At 57.8% G+C, this 21398-nt stretch carries 24 protein-coding genes, 1 other RNA gene and 1 pseudogene; 19 read left to right on the top strand and 7 right to left on the bottom strand.

Features of this window, described 5'->3' with window-relative positions:
* The first annotated feature begins 33 nt into the window (after positions 1-33).
* Positions 34-366 (top strand): GYD domain-containing protein, encoded by a 333-nt coding sequence (locus GOV85_RS04800; protein ID WP_171175521.1) that lies wholly within the window; start codon positions 34-36, stop codon positions 364-366.
* A 6-nt stretch (positions 367-372) separates the two neighbouring features.
* Here GOV85_RS04800 and rnpB read toward each other — a convergent pair.
* The 5 genes from rnpB to gatC form a co-directional block, all read right to left on the bottom strand.
* An RNA gene (gene rnpB / locus GOV85_RS04805) (RNase P RNA component class A) lies at positions 373-766 on the bottom strand.
* A 123-nt stretch (positions 767-889) separates the two neighbouring features.
* Entirely contained in the window at positions 890-1573 is a 684-nt protein-coding gene (locus GOV85_RS04810; RefSeq protein WP_348540105.1) for an N-acetylmuramoyl-L-alanine amidase, read from the bottom strand.
* Positions 1557-2261, bottom strand: a complete 705-nt coding sequence (locus GOV85_RS04815; RefSeq protein WP_171175525.1) for a hypothetical protein — start codon at positions 2259-2261, stop codon at positions 1557-1559. The genes GOV85_RS04810 and GOV85_RS04815 overlap by 17 nt, the downstream gene beginning before the upstream one ends.
* Positions 2262-2299: 38 nt before the next feature.
* Positions 2300-3787 carry an Asp-tRNA(Asn)/Glu-tRNA(Gln) amidotransferase subunit GatA gene (gene gatA / locus GOV85_RS04820; RefSeq protein WP_171175526.1) on the bottom strand — a complete coding sequence of 496 codons (1488 nt, stop codon included), beginning with the start codon at positions 3785-3787 and terminating at the stop codon, positions 2300-2302.
* A 3-nt stretch (positions 3788-3790) separates the two neighbouring features.
* The gene (gatC, locus tag GOV85_RS04825) at positions 3791-4078 is read right to left on the bottom strand and encodes an Asp-tRNA(Asn)/Glu-tRNA(Gln) amidotransferase subunit GatC (RefSeq protein ID WP_171092525.1); all 288 of its coding nucleotides are present in this window, start codon (positions 4076-4078) and stop codon (positions 3791-3793) included.
* Positions 4079-4307: 229 nt separating this feature from the next.
* On the opposite strand from gatC, the gene GOV85_RS04830 reads away from it, so the two are divergent.
* Positions 4308-4466: a hypothetical protein gene (locus GOV85_RS04830; RefSeq protein ID WP_171092527.1), complete on the top strand. Its 159-nt coding sequence runs from the start codon at positions 4308-4310 to the stop codon at positions 4464-4466.
* Between the two features lie 152 nt (positions 4467-4618).
* Positions 4619-5182, top strand: coding sequence for a DUF4202 domain-containing protein (locus tag GOV85_RS04835; RefSeq protein ID WP_171175528.1), 564 nt, complete (start codon positions 4619-4621; stop codon positions 5180-5182).
* A 76-nt stretch (positions 5183-5258) separates the two neighbouring features.
* Here the strand turns inward: GOV85_RS04835 and GOV85_RS04840 are convergent, their stop codons facing one another.
* Positions 5259-5930: a ceramidase domain-containing protein gene (locus tag GOV85_RS04840; protein ID WP_171175530.1), complete on the bottom strand. Its 672-nt coding sequence runs from the start codon at positions 5928-5930 to the stop codon at positions 5259-5261.
* A 60-nt stretch (positions 5931-5990) separates the two neighbouring features.
* On the opposite strand from GOV85_RS04840, the gene GOV85_RS04845 reads away from it, so the two are divergent.
* A complete protein-coding gene (locus tag GOV85_RS04845) occupies positions 5991-6683 on the top strand; it encodes a metal-dependent hydrolase (protein WP_171175532.1) in 693 nt (230 codons plus the stop codon).
* Positions 6684-6691: 8 nt separating this feature from the next.
* On the opposite strand, the gene GOV85_RS04850 is transcribed toward GOV85_RS04845, so the two are convergent.
* Positions 6692-7156: a nucleoside deaminase gene (locus GOV85_RS04850; RefSeq protein ID WP_171175534.1), complete on the bottom strand. Its 465-nt coding sequence runs from the start codon at positions 7154-7156 to the stop codon at positions 6692-6694.
* On the opposite strand from GOV85_RS04850, the gene GOV85_RS04855 reads away from it, so the two are divergent.
* The 15 genes and pseudogenes from GOV85_RS04855 (at position 7155) to GOV85_RS04915 (ending at position 21259) form a co-directional block, all read left to right on the top strand.
* Complete coding sequence (locus GOV85_RS04855; protein WP_171175536.1) at positions 7155-8033, top strand: pseudouridine synthase; 879 nt, start codon at positions 7155-7157, stop codon at positions 8031-8033. The two genes, GOV85_RS04850 and GOV85_RS04855, sit on opposite strands and share 2 nt — an antisense overlap.
* Before the next feature lie 175 nt (positions 8034-8208).
* Positions 8209-9123: a 5-bromo-4-chloroindolyl phosphate hydrolysis family protein gene (locus tag GOV85_RS04860; protein WP_171175538.1), complete on the top strand. Its 915-nt coding sequence runs from the start codon at positions 8209-8211 to the stop codon at positions 9121-9123.
* A gap of 30 nt (positions 9124-9153) precedes the next feature.
* Entirely contained in the window at positions 9154-10344 is a 1191-nt protein-coding gene (locus GOV85_RS04865) for a toxic anion resistance protein (protein WP_171175540.1), read from the top strand.
* Positions 10319-11314: a DUF2927 domain-containing protein gene (locus tag GOV85_RS04870; RefSeq protein ID WP_171175542.1), complete on the top strand. Its 996-nt coding sequence runs from the start codon at positions 10319-10321 to the stop codon at positions 11312-11314. Before GOV85_RS04865 ends, GOV85_RS04870 begins: the two co-directional genes overlap by 26 nt.
* A gap of 22 nt (positions 11315-11336) precedes the next feature.
* Positions 11337-12485 carry an SPFH domain-containing protein gene (locus GOV85_RS04875; RefSeq protein WP_171175544.1) on the top strand — a complete coding sequence of 383 codons (1149 nt, stop codon included), beginning with the start codon at positions 11337-11339 and terminating at the stop codon, positions 12483-12485.
* 46 nt (positions 12486-12531) lie between these two features.
* Positions 12532-13638, top strand: a complete 1107-nt coding sequence (locus GOV85_RS04880) for a TFIIB-type zinc finger domain-containing protein (RefSeq protein ID WP_171175546.1) — start codon at positions 12532-12534, stop codon at positions 13636-13638.
* Between the two features lie 77 nt (positions 13639-13715).
* The gene (locus tag GOV85_RS04885; RefSeq protein ID WP_171175548.1) at positions 13716-14384 is read left to right on the top strand and encodes a nitroreductase; all 669 of its coding nucleotides are present in this window, start codon (positions 13716-13718) and stop codon (positions 14382-14384) included.
* Between the two features lie 43 nt (positions 14385-14427).
* The gene (gene dtd, locus GOV85_RS04890; RefSeq protein WP_171175550.1) at positions 14428-14865 is read left to right on the top strand and encodes a D-aminoacyl-tRNA deacylase; all 438 of its coding nucleotides are present in this window, start codon (positions 14428-14430) and stop codon (positions 14863-14865) included.
* A complete protein-coding gene (locus tag GOV85_RS04895; RefSeq protein ID WP_171175553.1) occupies positions 14865-15968 on the top strand; it encodes a DUF4147 domain-containing protein in 1104 nt (367 codons plus the stop codon). The genes dtd and GOV85_RS04895 overlap by 1 nt, the downstream gene beginning before the upstream one ends.
* 244 nt (positions 15969-16212) lie before the next feature.
* Entirely contained in the window at positions 16213-17802 is a 1590-nt protein-coding gene (locus GOV85_RS04900; protein WP_171175554.1) for an ABC transporter substrate-binding protein, read from the top strand.
* Between the two features lie 12 nt (positions 17803-17814).
* Positions 17815-18039 (top strand): annotated as a pseudogene (locus GOV85_RS21740) (ABC transporter permease); the annotation flags it as partial.
* A 37-nt stretch (positions 18040-18076) separates the two neighbouring features.
* Positions 18077-18178, top strand: a complete 102-nt coding sequence (locus GOV85_RS21745) for a hypothetical protein (protein ID WP_371732307.1) — start codon at positions 18077-18079, stop codon at positions 18176-18178.
* Positions 18145-18771 carry an ABC transporter permease gene (locus GOV85_RS04905; RefSeq protein ID WP_371809995.1) on the top strand — a complete coding sequence of 209 codons (627 nt, stop codon included), beginning with the start codon at positions 18145-18147 and terminating at the stop codon, positions 18769-18771. Before GOV85_RS21745 ends, GOV85_RS04905 begins: the two co-directional genes overlap by 34 nt.
* The gene (locus GOV85_RS04910) at positions 18768-19625 is read left to right on the top strand and encodes an ABC transporter permease (RefSeq protein ID WP_171175559.1); all 858 of its coding nucleotides are present in this window, start codon (positions 18768-18770) and stop codon (positions 19623-19625) included. Before GOV85_RS04905 ends, GOV85_RS04910 begins: the two co-directional genes overlap by 4 nt.
* Positions 19622-21259 (top strand): ABC transporter ATP-binding protein, encoded by a 1638-nt coding sequence (locus GOV85_RS04915; protein ID WP_171175561.1) that lies wholly within the window; start codon positions 19622-19624, stop codon positions 21257-21259. The genes GOV85_RS04910 and GOV85_RS04915 overlap by 4 nt, the downstream gene beginning before the upstream one ends.
* Positions 21260-21398 lie beyond the last annotated feature (139 nt).

Consider the following 21398-nt stretch of genomic DNA (forward strand, 5'->3'; position numbering starts at 1 on the left):
GCCCCAATTGATTGTCACAACACGGAGGTTTCAATGCCAATTTTCATTACTTATGCATCTTACTCGCAAGCTGGCGTCAAAGGCATGTTGCAGAAGCCCGAGAACCGCACCGGCCCAGTAAAAACCTTGCTCGAGAAAGTCGGCGGCAGGCTGTTGTCTTTTTACATGACAACGGGCGGCAACGACGTTGTTGTGATCAGCGAAGCCCCCGACGGAACCGACGCTGTGGCCGTAGGCATGGCTGTTGCGGCGTCGGGTGCGGTGACAAATGTCGAAACGGTCCGCGCCTGGACAGCTGACGAGTTTGTTTCAATTACTGAAAAAGCGGCCAGGCTGACCGGAGCGTACACACCGCCCGGAGGGTAAAGGAATACGCGCGGAGGGCCTGTAAGCCGGATCTTGTTCCAGGGTTGCCCCCTTCGATGACCATTCCTCTAGGCCGTGCATTGCTGCGCGGCTCAAGCTGCCAACCCGGTCCCTCTCGGCCAAGACGCGCTTAGCGGTGGTATCGGCATACGCCGACCATCCCGCGCGGGGACCCTATTTGGCATTGCTCCCGGTGGGGCTTGCCGTGCCGCCCCTGTTGCCAGTGGCGCGGTGGGCTCTTACCCCACCGTTTCACCCTTACCACACACGTGTGGCGGTCTGATTTCTGTGGCGCTTTCCGTCGGGTTGCCCCGCCCGGGCGTTACCCGGCACCGTTGTCTTGTGGAGTCCGGACTTTCCTCTCGGGCCTTGCGACCCCAGCGGCCATCCGGCCCTCCGCGCCGGGGATGGGTAGGCTTTGCGCCCTGCGACGTCAAGAGTGGAAAGCGGGCAAAGGGGCCAGCCCCTTCTTGGCCTATGGCCAATTCAACCCCGAGGTATTTTTAGCCAGATGAAGAGCGGATCAGGTTACTGTGTCCGGCGGGGCGAGCACCTTCATATCCGCGGTTTCAAGCGAGCCACTTGCCCAGGGGCGAAATCGCAGCCGAACTGCCGCCAATAGTTCAACATCATCCACCGGGGCAGTGAAACCTGCCCGTCGCGCGGCGGCGCGGAATTCCCCCGGACTTGGTGAGGCTGACGCGATGTCTGGACCGCGTGGCTTTGCCAAAGCTTGCCGCTCTAGCCGTTGCCAATCAAAATGTGGACCGGGGTCTGATTTGCGGCCCGGAGCCATGTCGGAATGGCCGATCACACCCGATGCAGTGATCGACCAATTTTTCATAATCCGAGGCAGCAGGGCTTCGAGCGTCGTCATTTGTGGTTCGGAAAAGGGATGTGATCCTGTGTTGTCCAATTCGATCCCGATCGATCGCGAATTTATGTCGTCCTTGCCATCCCACTCCCCTGCCCCGGCGTGCCACGCGCGGTGCTCTTCGCGCACCATCTGCCAAAGCGTTCCATCATTGCCGATCAGGTAATGGGCTGAAACCTCGGCCTTCGGGTCACAGAGACGCTCCAGAGCTGCCTGCGCGCTGCCCATGGCTGTGTAATGAATCACGATCAAAGACGGCGTTAGACCGTCTCGGCGTTCGCCGAAGTTAGGCGACGGGTGCCAAATGGGTGAGAGTTCAGTTGTTGACGGCACTGCGGAACGGGCTTGGGTCCCAACCGCAGGCGTAGCCGTCCCCGTCGGGATCCAGCCCTTTGCGATCACGCTGTGGCCCGCCATTTGACAGGAACTCGATCTGTGCCTGATCGGGGGATGGGAATTGCGCGCAGTTCCTTTGAGCTTTTGCCTGCAGGTTAAAGCCTGCGCGGCTGTAGAGCTGCGTACCGACCGGGTTCGAGGTGCTAAGGGCGTATTGTACGATGTTGGGCTGACCGCTTGCGCTGCGCTCTGGCACGGCGGTCGGGGCCACAACTTCGTAGGTCTGGCGGTTTTGCTCGATCCGCGCGGCGTCGGATTCGATGCTGCGCCGTTCGGACACCGCCGCAAAGTCCTGCTCGTCGGAAATTGCGCTGTTGTTTGACGCTGGTGCCGCAGGCACAACGCCAGAGCCCTGCCCTGACGTGCTGGCCAAGGCTGCAGCGGCCTGATTGGCAATATCAGCGTTTTCACCGGTTGCGAAGCCTGCCGAACCGGGCGCGCCCAGCGGCTGCTGGGACACATCGACAGGAGCCAGCAGCGGGTTGCCTGCTGCGCCTTGCCCAGCCAACTGCGCCTCGCGCTGTGCCTGGTATTCGGGCGTATTGAACCCAGTGCTGGTCAGCGGCGCGACATCCGTACAGGCCGCAGCCAGTGTCAGGGCGGGGACCAAAAGCAAAACGCGCATCACTTGGCTCCGTATCTCGTGCTTTAGATGCCCGAGGCTTACCACCATTTCCCGGGCTTGGCCACAAAACCAACCGCGTTTTCCAGCGCATAGGCGGTGTTGAGCAGATCACCCTCTTCCCACGGGCGTCCGATCAGCTGCAGACCCAACGGAAGACCTTGTTTGTCGAGCCCTGCAGGCACTGAAATACCGGGCAAACCGGCCAGGTTCACGGTCACTGTAAAGACGTCGTTCAAATACATTTGAACGGGATCCGCCTCGGTCATTTCTCCCAGGCCAAAGGCCGCCGAGGGGGTTGCCGGGGTCAGGATGGCATCAACGCCTGCGGCGAATACATCCTCGAAGTCCTTTTTGATCAGGGTGCGTACGCGACGCGCACGGTTGTAGTAAGCATCGTAGAAACCTGCCGACAACACATAGGTACCGACCATCACACGACGCTGCACCTCGTGACCGAAACCTTCGGCGCGGGTTTTTTCGTACATCTCGGTGATGCCGTCGCCCTGTGCCAGCTGCGCGCGGTGACCATAGCGAACACCGTCATAGCGGGCCAGGTTCGAGGACGCCTCGGCCGGGGCAATCACATAATACGCAGGCAGTGCGTATTTGGTGTGCGGCAGCGAGATATCGACGATCTCGGCCCCAGCAGCTTTCAGCATCTCAGCCCCTTCGGCCCAGAGCTTTTCAATCTCGGTCGGCATGCCGTCCATGCGGTATTCCTTGGGGATACCGATCTTCTTTCCTTTGATATCGCCAGTCAGCATCGCCTCGAAATTCGGCACGGCCAACTCGGCGCTGGTGGAATCCTTGTGATCATGTCCGCACATCGCCTCAAGCATGATGGCCGCATCGCGCACATCTTTGGTCATCGGACCTGCCTGATCCAGCGAGGATGCAAACGCAACGATGCCCCAGCGCGAACAACGGCCATAGGTGGGTTTGATACCCGTGATGCCCACAAACGCGGCAGGCTGGCGGATCGAACCGCCCGTGTCGGTGCCGGTCGCGGCCAGACACAGATCTGCCGCAACGGCAGAGGCTGACCCGCCCGACGAACCACCGGGTGTCAGTTGTGCATCATCATTGCCACGGCGCCACGGGCTGACCGCATTGCCATAGACAGAGGTTTCGTTGGACGAGCCCATGGCGAATTCGTCCATGTTCAGCTTACCCAGCATCACCGCACCAGCATCAGCCAATTGCTGCGACACGGTAGATTCGTATTCAGGCTTGAAGCCTTCAAGAATACCCGACGCGGCTTGTGACGGCACGCCCTTGGTGCAGAACAGATCCTTGATACCAATCGGCAGGCCGCAGATGGACGGCGCATCGCCACCCTTGATCCGCTGGTCCGCTGCTTTGGCACGCTCCAGCGCGATTTCGGGCGTCTTATGGACAAAAGCGTTCAGCGCGTCGGCCTCATCAATGGCCTTCAGACAGGATTCGGTCAGCTCGACCGAGGTTACGTCACCTTTGCGCAGCGCGTCGCGGGCCTCGGCCAGGCCCAGTTTGTTCAGATCGCTCATGTCTTACTCCACCACTTTGGGGACTGCGAAGAACCCTTCGCGCGCGTCGGGGGCATTGGCCAGAACCTTGTCTTGCTGGTTGCCATCAGTCACTTCGTCCTGACGGCGCTTAAGGCGCATCGGCGTGACCGAAACCATCGGCTCGACCCCTTCGACATCCACTTCGTTCAGTTGCTCGATGAAACCCAGGATGGTGTTGAATTCGGATGCCAGCGCCGGCAGCGCGTCATCCTCGACCTTGATCCGGGCCAGTTTGGCCACTTTGGCGGCGGTGCTTTGGTCAATCGACATCGGCTTCCCTCATCTACGTTATGGGGCGTTTACCCGTCTGTTGCGGCAGTCGCAAGACCGCTGCGCCACGGGCAGGTCAGAGTTTCAAATTCCCGGTCTTTCACCTGCCATTCAAAACTGAATGAGGGATATACAAATAAGTAAACTGTTTAGTTCATTTTCGACCTTGAAAACTAAACTATTCTGTTCATTTTGAATTATGCGACACAACGCAAACCGGAGAAACAAAATGAAATCCCTGATCACAGCCGCAGTCTTGTCCGCCACGTTTTTGGCCGCACCGGCCATGGCTTTGGGTATCGACACAAGCAACCTGACACGCACGTTGACCTTCCCGTCCCCCGTCGCGGAACCCGTCACACAGGATCAGGTTAAACCTGCCAAATAAAGCGCAGGTCTCGGCCGGGTCAGATTTCCCCTCTCTGACCCGGCCCTTTGCATTTTCGAGGATGCATCTCCCATGGCGAGCCGTTAGCATGAGCGACACGACCAAAACGGCCGCGGGACTCTCGTGGCGCAGCTAAGCCAATGGAGCTAGAAATGAGCGCGCAAAAACAAGCGGTTCTGGACGCAATCGATGCAGCCAATGCACATGACCCCAACCTCGACGACGGCCGGCCCGAAGCGCAGCTTTACGGCGAACGCATGACCGCCGAGCTGGACCGTTTGTTTCCGAACGCCTCTGACGCCTTACGGATTGCGGCGCGTGGCCAACATGTAGAGAGGTGGAAACTCGCCCGCAGCGAATACCCAGAAGGCCGCGCAGGTTATCTGGCCTGGCGCAAGGCGCAGGCTGTGCACCACGCCGAGGTGGTCATGGGTTTGATGACGCGTGAAGGTTATGACGCTGAACAGGTCGAGGCCGCAGGACGCATGTTGCGCAAGCAAGGCATCAAGCGCGATGAAGAGGTGCAGGCGCTGGAAGATGTAATCTGCTTTGTGTTCCTGAAATGGTATTTCCAACCCTTTGCCGCAAAACGCTCGGCTGAGAAAATCCAGAGCATCGTTGAAAAGACTGCCCGTAAGATGTCATCCGACGGCCGTGCGCGGGTTTTGGCTGAGTTCGACCTGCCCGACCATCTGGCCGCCGCCTTTCAGGATTGAGTCAGGACCGACCTAAATACGGGGGCTGATACTCCTTGATTAGAGGATAGTTAAAAGGGATCGCCCCGCCCGGCTCTCAGGCTTTAAGACCTGCTGAAAAGCGGCCCCGTATCAGGGCCGCGCGATATACTTCGATCATCCAGCCCAGCATGATGGCGTTCAGGATGTGCCACATGAAATGCGTACCCAGTGGCCAGTGCCCGCAAACCGGCAAATCAAGTGCGCGGAACGTGATCGACAGGATCAAGATCAACGCTCCGATTGCCAACCCTTTGGCCAGGATTGGATCACGGCCCCGCAACAGGATCGCATAGATCAGAATCAACAACGGGACCGGCGCATAGGCCGCCGATCCGCCGAGCCCTGGAAAAAGCTGAAACAGTGGAACGGTCGCGGCAGCATAGGGAAAAAAGAGCATTGTTCCCCCAAGCGCGAACGGCGAAGACATCCGCCAGATGTCCCTGTTCACTGCAAAGATATAGACCAGAATGAACAGAAGGATCGGCACTATATCTGCCAACGCTGCCCAGGCCTGCGCATGCGTGTGAAACAGATAGCTGCCGATTCCGATCATCGCCAAAAGCGCGACCAGAATCATGGCCAGCGGCATGTCCTGATTGCGCACCCGCCGCCCCATAAGCCAAGCAGAAATCAGAAAGGCGGCGTTTGTAATCGCATTGATTGGCTCGGCCCAATACTCCGGTGACAAACGTTCACAATAGCCATCAATTTCTCGAATCCAGTCCATGGAATTTTACATAGCCGATGCTAGGCTACTGCCAAGACACCATTTGGGAGGAAATTGGGAATGAATATTGTTTGGCTGGGACATGGCAGTTTTCGCATTGAAACGCAGGGGCAGGTTCTATTGATCGATCCCTGGCTGACCGGCAATCCGGTCTTGCCCGAAGATCAGCACGATGCCGCGCTGGACGGTGCGACTCATATCCTTCTGACTCATACACATTTTGATCATGTGGCTGATGTACTGCCCCTGGCCAAACATCTGAAAATCCCCGTTGTCGGGCAATATGACCTGATGGGGTATTGGAGCGAAGCCGAAGGAATAGAAACGATAGGCTTCAACAAGGGCGGCACAGTCAACCTGAACGGGGTCATGGTGACAATGGTCCCGGCCTCTCATAGTTCTACCTTTTCAACGCCCGACGGTTTGCGCACCGGCGGTAGTGAGGTCGGCTTTATGATCGCTGCTGAGGAAAAAATGCTCTATGCCTCCGGCGACACAGACATCATGGCTGACATGGATTGGATGGGGGATTACTACAAACCCGATATCGGGATCCTTTCAGCTGGCGGGCATTTTACCATGGACATGAAGGCCACCGCCTATGCCGCCAAGCGATACTTCAATTTCAAGACGGTTATTCCGTGCCACTACAAGACCTTCCCGATCCTCGAACAGTCTGCACAGGTGCTGGTCGACGAGCTTCCGGGTGTCGATGTGATCGAGCCACAGGTGATGCAGCCCATCAAACTGTAGGCTGGGCTTCAGTCCGGCACGTCCTTGCGGCGGGATGCAAAGAAGTCTTTCAAAAGCGCCGCTGCGTCTTCACTGGCGATCCCGTCATAGACTTCGGGCACATGATGCGCCTGCGGGTGCGAAAACACGCGCGCGCCGTGGGCCACTCCGCCCGACTTGGGGTCAGCCGCGCCGTAGTAGATTCGCCGGATGCGCGCGGCCGCCAAGGCCGCGGCGCACATCGCACAGGGTTCCAGCGTCACGTATAGATCATGTTCTGGCAGCCGCTCAGACCCCGCCTTTGCACAGGCCTCGCGCAGAGCCAAGATTTCTGCATGGGCCGTTGGATCATTCAACTCGCGCGTCCGGTTCCCAGCCGCAGCCACGACCTTTCCGTCTGGACCAACCAGAACTGCCCCCACGGGCACCTCGCCGCGATCTGCTGCTGCGCGCGCCTCGGCCAGGGCTTGCTCCATATGCGATTTGAACACCATGCCCCTGACTGCATCAGAAACCTGCCTTTCGCAAGCGCGCCGGATGGGTTATGGGCCTGACATGAACAAGACCCCTTCTCCCGGCGACCGGATCGCCAAAGTCCTGGCCCGTGCTGGCATCGCATCGCGGCGTGAGGCTGAGCGCATGATCGAAGCAGGTCGTGTGGCCGTGAATGGCAAGACCATCAACAGCCCTGCCCTGAACGTCACGGCAAAAGACAAGATCGTTGTTGATGGCAAGCCCGTCTCGGAACCGGAACCCTCGCGCCTGTGGCTGTATCACAAGCCTGCGGGATTGGTGACAACCACGCGCGACGAAAAAGGCCGCGAAACGATTTTCGACAAGCTACCCGAAGACATGCCACGGGTGATGAGCGTCGGGCGACTGGACCTGAACTCCGAAGGCTTGCTGTTGCTGACCAATGATGGCGGGATCAAGCGCAAGCTTGAACTGCCCTCGACCGGTTGGCTGCGCAAATATCGCGTGCGGGTGAATGGCCGACCGAAAGATGAAGATTTCGAGCCACTGCGCAAAGGGCTGGTGATCGAAGGAGAGCGGTTTCAGCCGATGACCGTTACACTTGACCGCCAGCAAGGGGCTAATGCCTGGCTGACCATTGGCCTTCGGGAAGGCAAGAACCGCGAAATCCGCCGTGCGATGGAAGATATCGGGTTCACAGTAAACCGCCTTTTGCGCGTGTCTTACGGTCCGTTCCAGTTGGGCGATCTGAAACAGGGTGAAGTGGAAGAGGTGCGTCGCCGAGTGATGCGTGAACAACTTGGGCTGGACGCAGACGCGAAACCAGATGCTGCACCCAAGCGCCCGGCGCGACCGCAAAGAAAACGGGCACCGATCGGCAAGAAACCTCGCAAGTGATGCAGGTTCGTCAACCTTCCCCCTAGCGCTAAGCCCGCGCATCCCCTAAATTTTCAGGGAATGGTGCTGTTTGGGGGGCGTGATGTCCGGAAGCGGAGTGCAAAAACTCGCCTACGCTGTTTTGTTGCTGCTATTGCTTGGTGTCTGCACCGGCCTGCTCGGGGGGCTGTAGTCCATGGCAAAGCGGTTTGGCGGCAAGTACAGCCCGCAGGGCGATACCTCAGACGATACACCTGTGCCACGTGGACAGTTTGACGGTGCACGGGTCGAGCCCGCTGGTGCCCGTGCCAATCTTCTGTTTCTTCCGGCCATTCCTTTGGTGTTTTTGTCGCTGAACGATGGCGCGATCGGCATGACCATCGGTCTGATCGCAGCTGGTATCCTGACAGCTGCCGCGTTCCTGCTGCGCGAAGGTTTGCGGGCCGAAGCCGCGTATAACGCCCGAAAGACCGCCCGACGGCCTGCTTTTCCGCGCAAGATATTTGCCAGCATTCTAACGGGCCTGGGTGCAGGGCTAGCCACATACAGGACCGAGTTTCTGGATGCAGAAACTGCGGCACAAGCCAGCTTGTTGGCCCCGGTGCTTTTTGGAGTGGCGGCTACCGTTTTGCACTCGGTCTCATTCGGCATTGATCCGATGAAGGATAAGGGCATGGAAGGGATCGACACCTTTCAGCAGGATCGCGTGGCCCGCGTCGTCGACGATGCCGAGAAACATCTGTCTGAGATGACGGACGCCATCAAACGCGCGGGTGACCGCAGGGTCGAAGCCCGCGTCGAACGGTTTCAGGACACTGCGCGGGACTTGTTCCGCACAGTCGAAGAAGACCCCCGCGATCTGGCCGGTGCCAGAAAGTACCTGACCGTGTATTTGCAGGGCGCACGGGACGCGACCGTCAAGTTTGCGGACGTCTACGCCCGAACCCGCGATGCGCAGGCGCTTGCGGATTACTCTGCTTTGCTGGACGATCTGGAACAGAATTTCGCCGCGCGTACGCGCAAAATGCTATTGGATGACCGCAGTGATCTGACGGTTGAAATTGACGTGTTGCGCGAAAGACTGCAGCGCGAAGGCGTCCGGTTGGACTGACCGGCCATTATCTGAGCGAGGAACATACCCATGTCCGATGAGATCAAGAACAAGGCAGTTCAGGCTGAAACTCTGGTGCAGGAAGTCACCGCCGTTGCCTTGCCTGAACCGCAGGCCGAGGTCGTGTCGCTGGAAGACGCCGACGAACCCGTCAGTGCAGAAATCCGCAAGCGGATGGATGAAATCGACATTGGCAATACCAACTCGATCGTGTCTTTTGGGTCATCTGCACAGGCCGAGTTGCAGGAAATCAGTCAGGCGATGCTGGCGGATGTGCGCAACAAGGATGTGGGCCCCGCCGGAGACAGCCTGCGCAATATCGTCACCACGATCCGTGGCTTCTCGGTCAGTGAACTGGACGTGCGCCGCGAACGCAGCTGGTGGGAAAAACTGCTGGGCAAGGCCGCGCCTTTTGCCAAATTCACCGCTCAGTACGAAGAAGTTCAGGGCCAGATCGACCGTATCACCGACGATCTTCTGGGCCATGAGCATACCCTGCTGAAAGACATCAAATCGCTTGATCTGCTGTATGAAAAGACGTTGGACTTCTACGACGAACTGGCGCTTTACATCGCTGCAGGCGAGGAAAAGCTGACCGAACTGGACAGCCACGACATTCCGGAAAAAGAGGCCGAGGTAGAGGCCGCGCCCGAAGATCAACAGGTCATGAAAGCGCAAGAGCTGCGCGACATGCGCGCCGCACGGGACGATCTGGAACGCCGTGTTCATGATCTGAAACTGACCCGCCAGGTTACGATGCAGTCGCTGCCATCGATCCGTTTGGTACAGGAAAACGACAAGTCGCTGGTGACCAAGATCAACTCGACCCTGGTCAACACAGTTCCTCTGTGGGAAACCCAGCTGGCGCAAGCTGTCACCATCCAGCGCAGCGCCGAAGCTGCCGCCGCCGTGCGTGACGCCAACGATCTGACAAACGAACTGCTGACCTCGAACGCGGCGAATCTTCGCGAATCCAACAAGATGATCCGCGAGGAAATGGAGCGCGGCGTGTTCGACATTGAAGCCGTCAAGCAGGCCAATGCTGACCTGATCGGGACCATCAACGAAAGTCTTGCAATTGCAGATGAAGGCAAGGCCAAACGCGCTGCGGCCGAAGTTGAACTGCAAAAGATGGAAGCCGAACTACGCGACACTTTGGCCTCTGCCAAAGCGCGCCAGGACGGTGTTGGTGACAATGCCGGCACTGCAGTTCCCGGCTAAAGGCAGGATCGGTGTGCGGCACTTCAATTCTCTGAAACTTGCGTTGGGTGTGACTTCGGTTTTGGCGTTGGCCAATTGCGATGAAACCCTTACATCTACTGTTGCGCCGCAGCCTCGCCCGGAACCCGCACCGACGGCGGCGAATGCGTATGTATCACCCTCGGCAGCCAGTCAGGATCTGGCGCGGTTTTACCAGCGCGTTGAACGTGACCTTCTGGTTCGGGGGCTGTTGCGTACAGACGGCGGCGGACCGGACACGCCTTATGATGCGGACGATTTGGCCCGGAATTTCGAAGCAATCGCGTTCTACAGCGAATATCCGACGCAGAGTGTTTCGATTGGTTCACGCCAGACGGACGGGCAGCTGAGCCGTTGGTCGGGGCCCGTTCGTATCCAGACCGAGTTTGGCCCCTCGGTTTTGCCCGAAACACGAACACAGGATGCGGAACAGGTTCGGGTGTTTGCGGGTCGTCTGGCCGGATTGACCCAGCACCCGATATCGGTTGTATCGCGAAACGCCAATTTCCATGTCTTTTTCGCAGGCAAGGACGACAGCGCCTATGTCGCGTCCCGCCTGAAGCAATTGATCCCGAATATCAGCCAGGCTTCGCTGGATCTGGTCGCCAACCCACGCGCCAATTTCGACTGTCTGGTCTTTGCGTCTGCGACCAAGGCGTCGCCCTACAAATATGTGCGCGCGGTTGCATTGATCCGCGCTGAACTGACGGACCTGGTGCGCCGTAGCTGCATTCACGAGGAAATCGCCCAGGGGCTTGGCCTGTCCAATGACAGCCCGGCGGCGCGGCCTTCGATTTTTAACGATGATGATGAGTTTGCATTGCTGACCAGCCATGACGAGAAACTGCTGACGATGCTGTATGACCAGCGATTGCAGCCCGGTGTGGGCGTGGATGAAGCACGCCCTGTCGTACGTATTATTGCGCGTGAATTGATGGGGCAGCCGCTCTGACCCCAAGGACAGGAGAACCCAAATGGGAATTTTTGATTTTCTGACCGGAGAATTCATTGATGTCATTCATTGGGTGGATGACACCCGTGACACGATGGTCTGGCGGTTTGAGCGTGAAGGGCACGAAATCAAGTACGGTGCCAAACTGACCGTGCGCGAAGGTCAGGCAGCAGTATTTGTGCATGAAGGGCAATTGGCCGACGTATTCACGCCGGGTCTCTATATGCTTGAGACCAACAACATGCCGATCATGACCACCCTTCAGCATTGGGATCACGGTTTTCAGTCGCCGTTCAAGTCCGAGATCTATTTCGTCAACACAACTCGGTTCAACGACCTGAAATGGGGCACCAAGAACCCCATCATGCTGCGCGATCCCGAGTTCGGGCCAACCCGTATCCGCGCCTATGGCACCTACACGGTGCGTGTTAAGGACCCCGCGAAGTTCCTCGTGGAAATCGTCGGAACAGATGGCGAATTCACCATGGACGAAATCAGTTTCCAGGTGCGCAATATCATCGTACAGGAGTTCAGCCGCGTCATCTCGGGCTCAGGCATTCCTGTTCTGGACATGGCCGCAAACACCGCCGATCTGGGCAAGCTGATCGCTGCCGAAGTTTCACCAGTCTTGGACAGCTATGGGCTGGAAATGCCGGAGTTTTACATCGAGAACATCTCGCTGCCCCCGGCGGTTGAGGCAGCTCTGGATAAGCGGACTTCGATGGGTTTGGCGGGCGATCTGGGCAAGTTCACTCAATATTCGGCAGCAGAGGCGATGACGGCCGCGGCCAGTAATCCGGGTCAAGGCGGTGGCATGGGCGCCGGTCTTGGCATGGGTATGGGGATGGCAATGGCGCATCAGATGTCGAACATGGCAGCGGGCCAGCCGAGCGGCCCTTGGGGATCGCCCGCCCCCGCTGCCCCGCAAGCGGCAGCACACGCGGCACCGCCTCCTCCGCCACCTGTCGAGCATGTGTGGCATATCGCTGTGGATGGTCAGACAAGCGGGCCGTTTTCCAAAGCCAAGATGGGGCGCATGGCCAGCGAAGGCGAACTGACACGTGACACATATGTCTGGACTGCGGGACAGGACGGCTGGAAAAAGGCAGGCGACGTGCAGGAACTGGCGCAGTTGTTCACGATCTTGCCTCCGCCGCCGCCCGGGACGTGAACAAACACGGTCTTCTTTCATATTCATCGTGACCACCGGGTAAATCATGACACACGTCACTGCTCCTGATATTGCAGAACATCGTTTCCCCTGTGACCAATGCGGCGCGGACTACCGGTTCAATCCGGGTGATGGTACCTTAACCTGCGATCATTGTGGACATTCCGAGCCGATCAGTGCCGGACCGTGGGGCGGTGCAAGTCTGCGAGAGCTGGACTTTGACGCCGCCATCGCTGACCGCCTGCCGGACAGCGAGATCGAGGAAACCCGCGTTCTGTCGTGCCCAAACTGTGCCGCGCAGGTAGAGTTTGACCCAAACACCCATGCCGCCGAATGCCCGTTCTGTGCCACGCCGGTCGTGACAGATACCGGGATCAACCGGCATATCAAACCAAAGGGCGTATTGCCTTTTGCGTTCGACGAACGATCAGCCCACAAGGCGATGGGCGATTGGTTGGGGCGACTATGGTTCGCACCAAACGGGTTGAAGGAATATGCCCGCAAAGGGCGCAAGATGCAGGGCATTTACGTGCCTTACTGGACTTTCGATGCCGACACCAAGTCTTCGTATCGCGGCGAACGCGGTACTGTCTATTATGAAACCCGCACCGTGATGCGAGACGGCAAGCGGGTTCAGCAACAAGTGCCAAAGGTACGCTGGACCCCCAAGTCCGGCCGCGTCGCGCGGTTTTTTGACGACGTGCTGGTGTTGGCATCGAAGTCGCTTCCCAAAAGCTACACCGACGCGTTGGAACCCTGGGATCTGCCCGCGCTGGAGCCCTATCAGCCCGAATACCTCGCAGGCTTCCGGGCTGAAGCCTACAGCGTTGAACTGCGGGAAGGGTACGTCGAAGCGCGCGCGCATATGGCACGCGTGATCGAGCGGGATGTTCGTTTTGACATCGGCGGCGACCGGCAGCGCATTCATGCGGTCGATACAGACGTGCGCGATGTCACGTTCAAGCATATCCTGCTGCCGGTTTGGATGGCCGCTTACAAATACCGCGGCCAGACGTATCGGTTTGTGGTCAATGGCAGAACCGGGCGGGTTCAGGGCGAACGCCCGTGGTCAGCCATCAAGATAACCATCGCTGTTGTGCTGGGATTGCTGCTGGCTGCGGGTGTCGGCTATTTGGCGGCCACCGGGCAATAGGCAGACCTGCAGACAGGCTTGTGCATCCGACGAAGCGCGGCCATGTTCAGTTCGGAAAACAAAGGGATGAGCCTGTTGTGTCGTTTGCTGAACTGAATACCCTTCTGAGAGACCGCCATTCCTGCCGGGCGTTTCTGCCTGATCCTGTCCCCCGCGCGCAGATCGAGCAGATCGTCGCCAGCGCATCTCGCGTTCCCAGCTGGTGCAATGCGCAACCCTGGCAGTTGGCAATCACCAGCGCAGACGAAACGGATACTTTCCGTGAAGCGATGCAAAACGAGGCTGTCAGCGGAACGCCCGCTCCCGATCTTCCGTTTCCAACATCTTATTCTGGCGTGTACCAAGACCGCCGCCGCGCCTGTGGCTGGGCGCTTTACGAAGCTGTTGGAGTGGAACGCGGGGATCGCGCCGGGTCGGCGCAGCAGATGATGCAGAACTTTTCCCTGTTCGGCGCGCCACACTGCGCCATCCTATCAAGTCCGGCAGAACTTGGACCCTATGGCGCGATGGATTGCGGTGGTTTTGTCACGGCCTTCACGCTGGCCGCGCAGGCACTGGGTGTGGCGACAATCCCCCAAGCGGCCCTGGCCACTTACGGCCCCTTTCTGCATCGGTATTTTCAAATCCCTGAGGATCGCCTGATCCTCTGCGCAATTTCGTTTGGCTTTGCCGATCCGGATCATCCGGCAAATAACTTTCGAACAGATCGCGCCGAGCCAAGTGACTTTGTGGAGTGGCGCGGTTAAACGGTCGCTCAGGCAGTTTTGTCATCTAAAGGGAGTAACCTGAGTGCGCGCAGTATTGCAGAGGGTGTCATACGCCAAAGTGTCGGTTGATGACGCAGCCATAGGTTCGTCAGGGCCGGGCCTCATGATTCTTGTTTGCGCAATGCAGGGCGATGATGAGATGCAGGCCAGAAAGCTTGCAGAAAAAGCCGCGAAACTGCGTATCTTCAAGGATGACTCGGGTAAAATGAACCGCTCGTTGCTGGATGTTGGCGGATCAGCGTTGGTGATCAGCCAGTTCACGCTGGCCGCCGATACAACAAGCGGCAACCGGCCAGGGTTTTCAAACGCAGCACCACCGGATCAGGGCGAGCACCTGTACAAGGAATTTGCAGCTCACCTTGGCGCACAGGGCGTTGCGGTGGAAACCGGACAGTTTGGGGCTGACATGGCGGTTGAACTTGTGAATGACGGCCCTGTCACGATCTGGATCGAGAACTGATGGACATATCAAAACAAGCGGTAGATTTTTGGCAGGCCGGGGTTGATGCGGTTGACGGAAATACCGCCACCAAAGCCGCACTGCCTGGTGTTCCCAAACCGGACCGGATACTGGCCGTCGGCAAACCCGCGGCTGCGATGGCGCGTGCAGCGCTGGCGCAATTTGGCTCGGTCCCCACGCTTGTCGTGACCAAGGACGATCACGGCCGCGACCTGCCAGACGCGGTCGAGGTAATCGAAGCTTCGCACCCGGTGCCAGACGACCGCAGCCTTGCCGGTGGGCGGGCGCTGCGCTTGGCGATGGAGCAGATGCACCCCGGGTCACATGTCCTGTTGCTGGTTTCGGGCGGGGCATCCTCATTGGCCGAGGATCTGTTGCCAGGAACATCTTTGGGTGATCTTGAGGCGTTGAATCGCAAGCTGCTGTCGGAAGGTTTGGACATCCGCGCCATGAACGCCGAGCGGCGCAAGCTGTCTCGTATCAAAGGCGGCGGATTGCTGTCTCATTTCAAAGGCGCGCGTGCCACTGTGCTGGCGATTTCCGATGTGCCAGGGGATGATCTGAATATCATTGGCTCGGGCATCGGCGCGTTGCCGGACAACTACACCTTTACCGCCACCACGCAGATCGTGGCTTCCAATGCCCATGCGCGGAATGCGGCGGCCACGGCTGCGGATGTGGCGGGCCTTGCGGTTTTTGCAAATGAAGAGGCCCTGCATGACGACTATTTGCAAGTCGCCGCGAAACTGGGGCCAATGCTGCGCGGCATGGACAAAGGCGTTATGATCTTTGGCGGTGAACCAACTGTAGTCCTGCCGGAAAAACCCGGTCGTGGGGGTCGTAATCAGGCACTGGCGCTTGCTTTGGCCAAAGAAATCTCGGGGCAGTCTGGCCTGGCAATTGTTGTTGGCGGCACGGATGGAACCGACGGCCCGACAAAGGAAGCCGGAGGAATCGTTTGCGGCACCACCTGGGCCGATGGGGCCGAAACCTATCTTCAAAATGCTGACAGTGGATCGTTTCTGGACAAAGTTGACGCGTTGCTGACGACCGGACCAACCGGGACCAACGTCATGGATCTGGTCGTCGCAATACGAGGGTAATTAGACGCCTTGCCCACATTGTGATCCACAAGCGTCTGGAAATATCAAAAATTGCCAGTTTTCTTTTAGACAGATCACGGACACTGCGTTCGTGACATCCCTTCGTGTCGTCCATGTGCAGACGATCGTTTTTGATATCGGCACGAAATATCCTTGCCCGACTAGCAGAAATAAGCCAACGTTGACTCAAGCGTCAATAAAAAGTCCGAAAAGGGCTAATACCACTCAATAGGGAGAAGATTAAATGAACGAACAAATCACACATATGGCCGGTCAGGTCACAGCAGGGAAAATGACCCGCCGCGAATTCATGGGGAAAGCAGCTGCATTGGGTGTTTCGGCTGCCATGGCCAGCACTATGTTTGCCGACGCCGCTCGTGCGGCGGGTCCAGTGAAGGGTGGAACCTTCAAAATGGGCGTTCAAGGGGGCGAAAGCACAAATACGCAGGATCCGGCGTTGTGGTCGTCCGATGTTCCGATTGCTGGTGGCCAGCAGTGGGGCGAGACGCTGGTCGAAGTAAATGGCAAGGGCGAACTTGAAGGGTTGGTTGCCGAAAGCTGGGAAGGGTCTGCGGATGCAAAGACTTGGCGCTTCAAAGTCCGACAGGGTATCGAATTCTCCAATGGTAAAACAGTCACCCCAGAAGACATCATGCGCACGATGGAGCGCCACACAAATGAAGATTCTCAGTCTGGTGCACTAGGTATCGTGCAGGGCATTGAATCGATGCGGGTCGACGGGGACACCTTTGAAGTCACAATGGAAATCGGCAATGCCGATCTACCCTACTTGCTTGCCGACTATCACTTGAAAATCCAGCCAGACGGTGGCTTTGATGATCCGAACTCGGCCGTCGGCACCGGACCTTATGTTCTGGAGAGCGACGAGCCAGGCGTGCGTATGCAGTTTGTCCGCAATCCGAATTACTGGGGCGGCGACGCTTTTGCCCATTACGACAGTGTCGAAGTAATCACGCTGAACGATGCAACAGCCCGGACCGCCGCACTTCAGTCAGGTCAGGTAGACATCATCAACCGGGTTGAGCCCAAGATTGCCCAACTGCTGGACCGGGCGCCAAATCTGTCGGTTCAGAATGTCTCGGGGCGGGGCCACTACGTGTTCATCATGCATGTGGATACTGCACCATTTGATGCAAACGAACTGAGGTTGGCATTGAAATATGCCATCAACCGCGAGGAAATGGTTGATAAAATCCTGCGCGGGTATGGCGGTATCGGCAACGACATGCCAATCAACGCTGCCTATCCGCTGTTTGACGATAGTATTCCGCAGCGTGAGTACGACCCAGCAAAAGCTGCTGAGCATTACAAGAAATCCGGGCATGACGGCTCACCGATCATCCTTCGCACGGCCGATGGAGCCTTCCCCGGTGCCGTGGACGCAGCCGCATTGTTCCAGCAAACGGCACAGGCTGCGGGGATTCCTTTGGAGGTCAAACGCGAACCAAATGACGGGTACTGGTCCGAAGTCTGGAATGTGCAACCATTCTGCGCGTCGTACTGGAGCGGGCGCCCGGTTCAGGATCAGATGTACGCGACCGCGTATCTGTCAACTGCTGACTGGAACGACACACGCTTCAAGCGCCCCGAGTTTGACGAAATGCTGCTGGCGGCACGCAGCGAACTGGATGACGCGAAGCGCAAGGAAATCTACTCGAAAATGGGCATGATGGTGCGTGACGAAGGCGGCCTGATCCTGCCAATGTTCAACGACTTCATTGACGCAGTCAGCAACGAAGTCCAAGGATATGTTCCTGACCCGAACGGCGCCATGATGTATTGGTACGCGTCGAAATTCACCTGGAAAGCCTAAGGTTCCAGGTCAATGCATCCCATCATAATACTGGTTGCTCAGCGCCTTGCGCTGAGTACCCTTCTCCTTATCGCGGCGTCAGCACTGATTTTTGCAGGGACAATGATTTTGCCCGGCGATGTGGCACAATCGATCCTGGGGCAATCCGCTACGCCGGAGTCGCTGGCCAACCTTCGTGAAGAGCTCGGGCTGAATGATCCGCCGCTCACCCGCTATTTCGACTGGCTGTTTGGGGCCCTGCAAGGCGATCTGGGGACCGCTTTGACCAACGGCCGTGACATTGCTGAAAGCATCGGACAGCGGATGTCGAACACCCTTTTTCTGGCCTTCTGGGCTGCGATCATTTCGGTGCCTCTGGCCATCATGTTGGGCCTGATTGCCGTACGCTATAAGGACCGGTGGCCTGACAAGCTGATTTCGGCAGTGACACTGGCCTCAATCTCGATCCCGGAATTCCTGATCGGCTACCTGCTTATGTATTTCATCGCGGTAAAACTGGGCTGGTTCCCATCGGTCGCAATGATTGGTGACCATATGAGCCTTTTGCAAAAGCTTCAGGCTATCGCCCTGCCCGTAATGGTTCTGACGCTCGTGGTTTTGGCGCATATGATGCGTATGACCCGTGCGGCGATTTTGAACGTCATGCAATCGGCTTATATCGAAACCGCCGAGCTTAAAGGCCTGACCGGGTTTCAGGTGATTGCACGCCATGCCTTCCCGAACGCCATCGCCCCGATCGTAAACGTCGTGATGCTGAATCTGGCCTATCTTGTGGTCGGTGTCGTGGTGATCGAGGTGGTCTTTGTCTACCCTGGAATGGGCCAATACCTGGTCGATCATGTTGCGAAACGTGATGTTCCGGTGGTGCAGGCCTGTGGTCTGATCTTCGCGGCCGTCTACATCGGCCTCAATATGGTCGCGGACATCGTCTCGATCCTGGCCAACCCGCGTCTGAGGCACCCGAAATGAAGAACATCCCTATTTCCGCACTGATCGGGTTGTTCCTGACGGCCCTCTACTTTCTCATGGCGCTGTTCGCGCCGCTCATCGCCCCCTACGGCATGGCCCAAGTGGTCGGCGATGTATGGGAACCCTCAAAGATCGAGATCATGCTTGGGATCGCTCCCGCAGGTTTCACCGAGTCAAACTTCTGGCTGGGCACCGACAATATCGGTCGCGATCTGCTTAGCCGCATGATCTATGGCGGTCGCACGACAATCTTCATCGCAACGGCTGCGACCATCCTGTCCTTCGTGACCGGCTCGGTCCTGGGCTTCTTTGCGGCTGTGATGGGGGGCTGGGTCGACCAGGTGCTGTCGCGCTTTGTCGATCTGATCATGTCGATACCGACCTTGATCTTTGCCCTTGTGGTACTGTCGGTGATGCCTGTGACAGTTCCGATTTTGATCGTCGTTATGGGCTTGTTGGACTCGACGCGGGTCTATCGTCTGGCCCGTGCTGTCGCTGTCGACATTACAGTCATGGATTATGTCGAAGCCGCCCGTCTTCGGGGCGAGAAAAACGGTTGGATCATCTTCCGGGAAATCCTGCCCAACGCGCTTTCACCGCTGGTTGCCGAGATGGGCTTGCGTTTCATCTTTGCCGTACTTTTCGTCTCAACCCTGTCCTTCCTGGGTCTTGGTGTACAACCGCCCGAGGCTGACTGGGGTGGCATCGTGAAGGAGAACAAGGAAGGCATCGTGTATGGCATTCCCGCCGCCTTGTTGCCCGCCGTTGCCATCGCGACGCTGGCGATTTCGGTCAACCTTGTGGCCGACTGGGTCTTGAACCGAACCACATCACTGAAAGGAGGCCGGGGATGAGTGATCCACTTCTCAAGGTCCGCGACCTCAAAATCGGCGCAACCGTCTACCCACCGGGTGAAAAACCCCATGACATTGAGATTGTCCATGGGGTCAGCTTCGACCTGGCACCTGGTAAGGTGCTCGGTCTGATCGGTGAATCCGGGGCCGGTAAATCCACGATCGGTCTAGCGTCCATGGCCTATGGCCGGGGTGGCGTGAAGATCACAGGCGGAGAGGTTTGGGTCAACGGGCGCGATATTCTAAAAACTTCACATCGGGATATTCGCAAGCTGCGCGGGGGCGAGGTGACTTACGTGTCTCAGTCCGCTGCTGCGTCCTTTAACCCTGCCAAAAAAATCATGGATCAGGTGGTCGAGGCTGCGGTTGAACAGAAAAAGTTCAGCCGCAAAGAAGCCGAAAGTCGCGCGCGTGAGCTGTTCGCCAAGCTGGGTCTGCCCGATCCGGACAATATCGGCGATCGTTACCCGCACCAGGTCTCTGGGGGTCAGTTGCAGCGCTGCATGACGGCGCTGGCGCTGTGTCCCGAACCTGATCTGGTGGTGTTCGACGAACCAACCACCGCGCTGGACGTGACCACCCAGATCGACGTGTTGATGGCGATTAAAGAGGCCATTGCCGACACTGGTGTTGCCGCGCTGTATATCACCCACGACCTTGCGGTTGTGGCGCAAGTGAGCGACGACATCATGGTCCTGAAAATGGGCAATACCGTTGAATACGGGAACACGGATCAGATCATCAACAATCCGCAGGAAGAGTATACGCAAGCTTTGGTCTCGGTACGCTCGATCGAGCATGAAGAGAAACAGCCAACGGCGGACCCCGTGCTCAGCGTTGATGGGATCACTGCGCGTTATAAGGGCCTGAATTTCGACGTGTTGCACAACGTCAATGTCGAGCTTCATCCGGGGCAGACATTGGCTGTTGTCGGCGAGTCTGGCTCGGGCAAGTCCACGCTGGCGCGCGTGATCACTGGCCTGCTGCCACCGCGCGAAGGAGAGATTACCTTTGCCGGGCGCAAGCTCTCGTCGGACCTCAAAGGCCGAACCCGCGAAGACCTGCGCGAATTGCAGATGATCTATCAGATGGCCGACGTAGCGATGAACCCGCGTCAGACGGTTGGTACAATCATTGGCCGCCCGCTGGAGTTCTACTTCAACATGCGCGGAGCGGAAAAGCGCAAGCGGATCATCGAATTGCTGGATGAAATCGAACTGGGCGAAAAGTTCATCGACCGATATCCGGCCGAGCTGTCTGGTGGTCAGAAACAGCGTGTTTGCATCGCGCGATCCCTGGCTGCGAAACCCAAGATGATCATCTGTGATGAGGTGACATCGGCGCTCGACCCACTTGTGGCGGATGGTATTCTCAAGCTGCTTCTAGACCTGCAGAAGATCGAGAATGTGGCCTATCTGTTCATCACCCACGATCTGGCAACTGTCCGTGCAATCAGCGACAGTATTGCGGTGATGTATCAGGGACGAGTTGTGCGGTACGGTCCAAAATCGCAGGTGCTCAGCCCGCCATTCGACGACTATACCGACCTTTTGCTCAGTTCCGTGCCCGAAATGCATCTGGGCTGGCTGGAAGAGGTTGTCGCCCATCGCAAGATGGAGAGCGCGGGGAACTGATCCACGCTTGTGACAGTTCCATGAAATCTGAAAATCCCGGCGCTTTGTCCAATGACAGGTGTCGGGATTTTGCTATTGGGGCGTGAACAGTCGTGTTTTGAGCCGCGAATCTCCTAGGCTCGGCTGAAGAAATTACTGA

It is taken from the genome of Ruegeria sp. HKCCA4633 (assembly GCF_013034605.1).
In the GTDB taxonomy this organism is placed as follows: Bacteria; Pseudomonadota; Alphaproteobacteria; order Rhodobacterales; family Rhodobacteraceae; genus Ruegeria.

Bases quoted from the DNA above. Each gene is read 5' to 3' on its own strand.
- GOV85_RS04800 (WP_171175521.1), top strand. From the start codon at position 34: ATGCCAATTTTCATTACTTATGCATCTTACTCGCAAGCTGGCGTCAAA.
- GOV85_RS04815 (WP_171175525.1), bottom strand. From the start codon at position 2,261: ATGCGCGTTTTGCTTTTGGTCCCCGCCCTGACACTGGCTGCGGCCTGT.
- gatA (WP_171175526.1), bottom strand. From the start codon at position 3,787: ATGAGCGATCTGAACAAACTGGGCCTGGCCGAGGCCCGCGACGCGCTG.
- gatC (WP_171092525.1), bottom strand. From the start codon at position 4,078: ATGTCGATTGACCAAAGCACCGCCGCCAAAGTGGCCAAACTGGCCCGG.
- GOV85_RS04830 (WP_171092527.1), top strand. From the start codon at position 4,308: ATGAAATCCCTGATCACAGCCGCAGTCTTGTCCGCCACGTTTTTGGCC.
- GOV85_RS04835 (WP_171175528.1), top strand. From the start codon at position 4,619: ATGAGCGCGCAAAAACAAGCGGTTCTGGACGCAATCGATGCAGCCAAT.
- GOV85_RS04840 (WP_171175530.1), bottom strand. From the start codon at position 5,930: ATGGACTGGATTCGAGAAATTGATGGCTATTGTGAACGTTTGTCACCG.
- GOV85_RS04845 (WP_171175532.1), top strand. From the start codon at position 5,991: ATGAATATTGTTTGGCTGGGACATGGCAGTTTTCGCATTGAAACGCAG.
- GOV85_RS04855 (WP_171175536.1), top strand. From the start codon at position 7,155: ATGCCCCTGACTGCATCAGAAACCTGCCTTTCGCAAGCGCGCCGGATG.
- GOV85_RS04850 (WP_171175534.1), bottom strand. From the start codon at position 7,156: ATGGTGTTCAAATCGCATATGGAGCAAGCCCTGGCCGAGGCGCGCGCA.
- GOV85_RS04860 (WP_171175538.1), top strand. From the start codon at position 8,209: ATGGCAAAGCGGTTTGGCGGCAAGTACAGCCCGCAGGGCGATACCTCA.
- GOV85_RS04865 (WP_171175540.1), top strand. From the start codon at position 9,154: ATGTCCGATGAGATCAAGAACAAGGCAGTTCAGGCTGAAACTCTGGTG.
- GOV85_RS04870 (WP_171175542.1), top strand. From the start codon at position 10,319: ATGCCGGCACTGCAGTTCCCGGCTAAAGGCAGGATCGGTGTGCGGCAC.
- GOV85_RS04875 (WP_171175544.1), top strand. From the start codon at position 11,337: ATGGGAATTTTTGATTTTCTGACCGGAGAATTCATTGATGTCATTCAT.
- GOV85_RS04880 (WP_171175546.1), top strand. From the start codon at position 12,532: ATGACACACGTCACTGCTCCTGATATTGCAGAACATCGTTTCCCCTGT.
- GOV85_RS04895 (WP_171175553.1), top strand. From the start codon at position 14,865: ATGGACATATCAAAACAAGCGGTAGATTTTTGGCAGGCCGGGGTTGAT.
- GOV85_RS04900 (WP_171175554.1), top strand. From the start codon at position 16,213: ATGAACGAACAAATCACACATATGGCCGGTCAGGTCACAGCAGGGAAA.
- GOV85_RS04910 (WP_171175559.1), top strand. From the start codon at position 18,768: ATGAAGAACATCCCTATTTCCGCACTGATCGGGTTGTTCCTGACGGCC.
- GOV85_RS04915 (WP_171175561.1), top strand. From the start codon at position 19,622: ATGAGTGATCCACTTCTCAAGGTCCGCGACCTCAAAATCGGCGCAACC.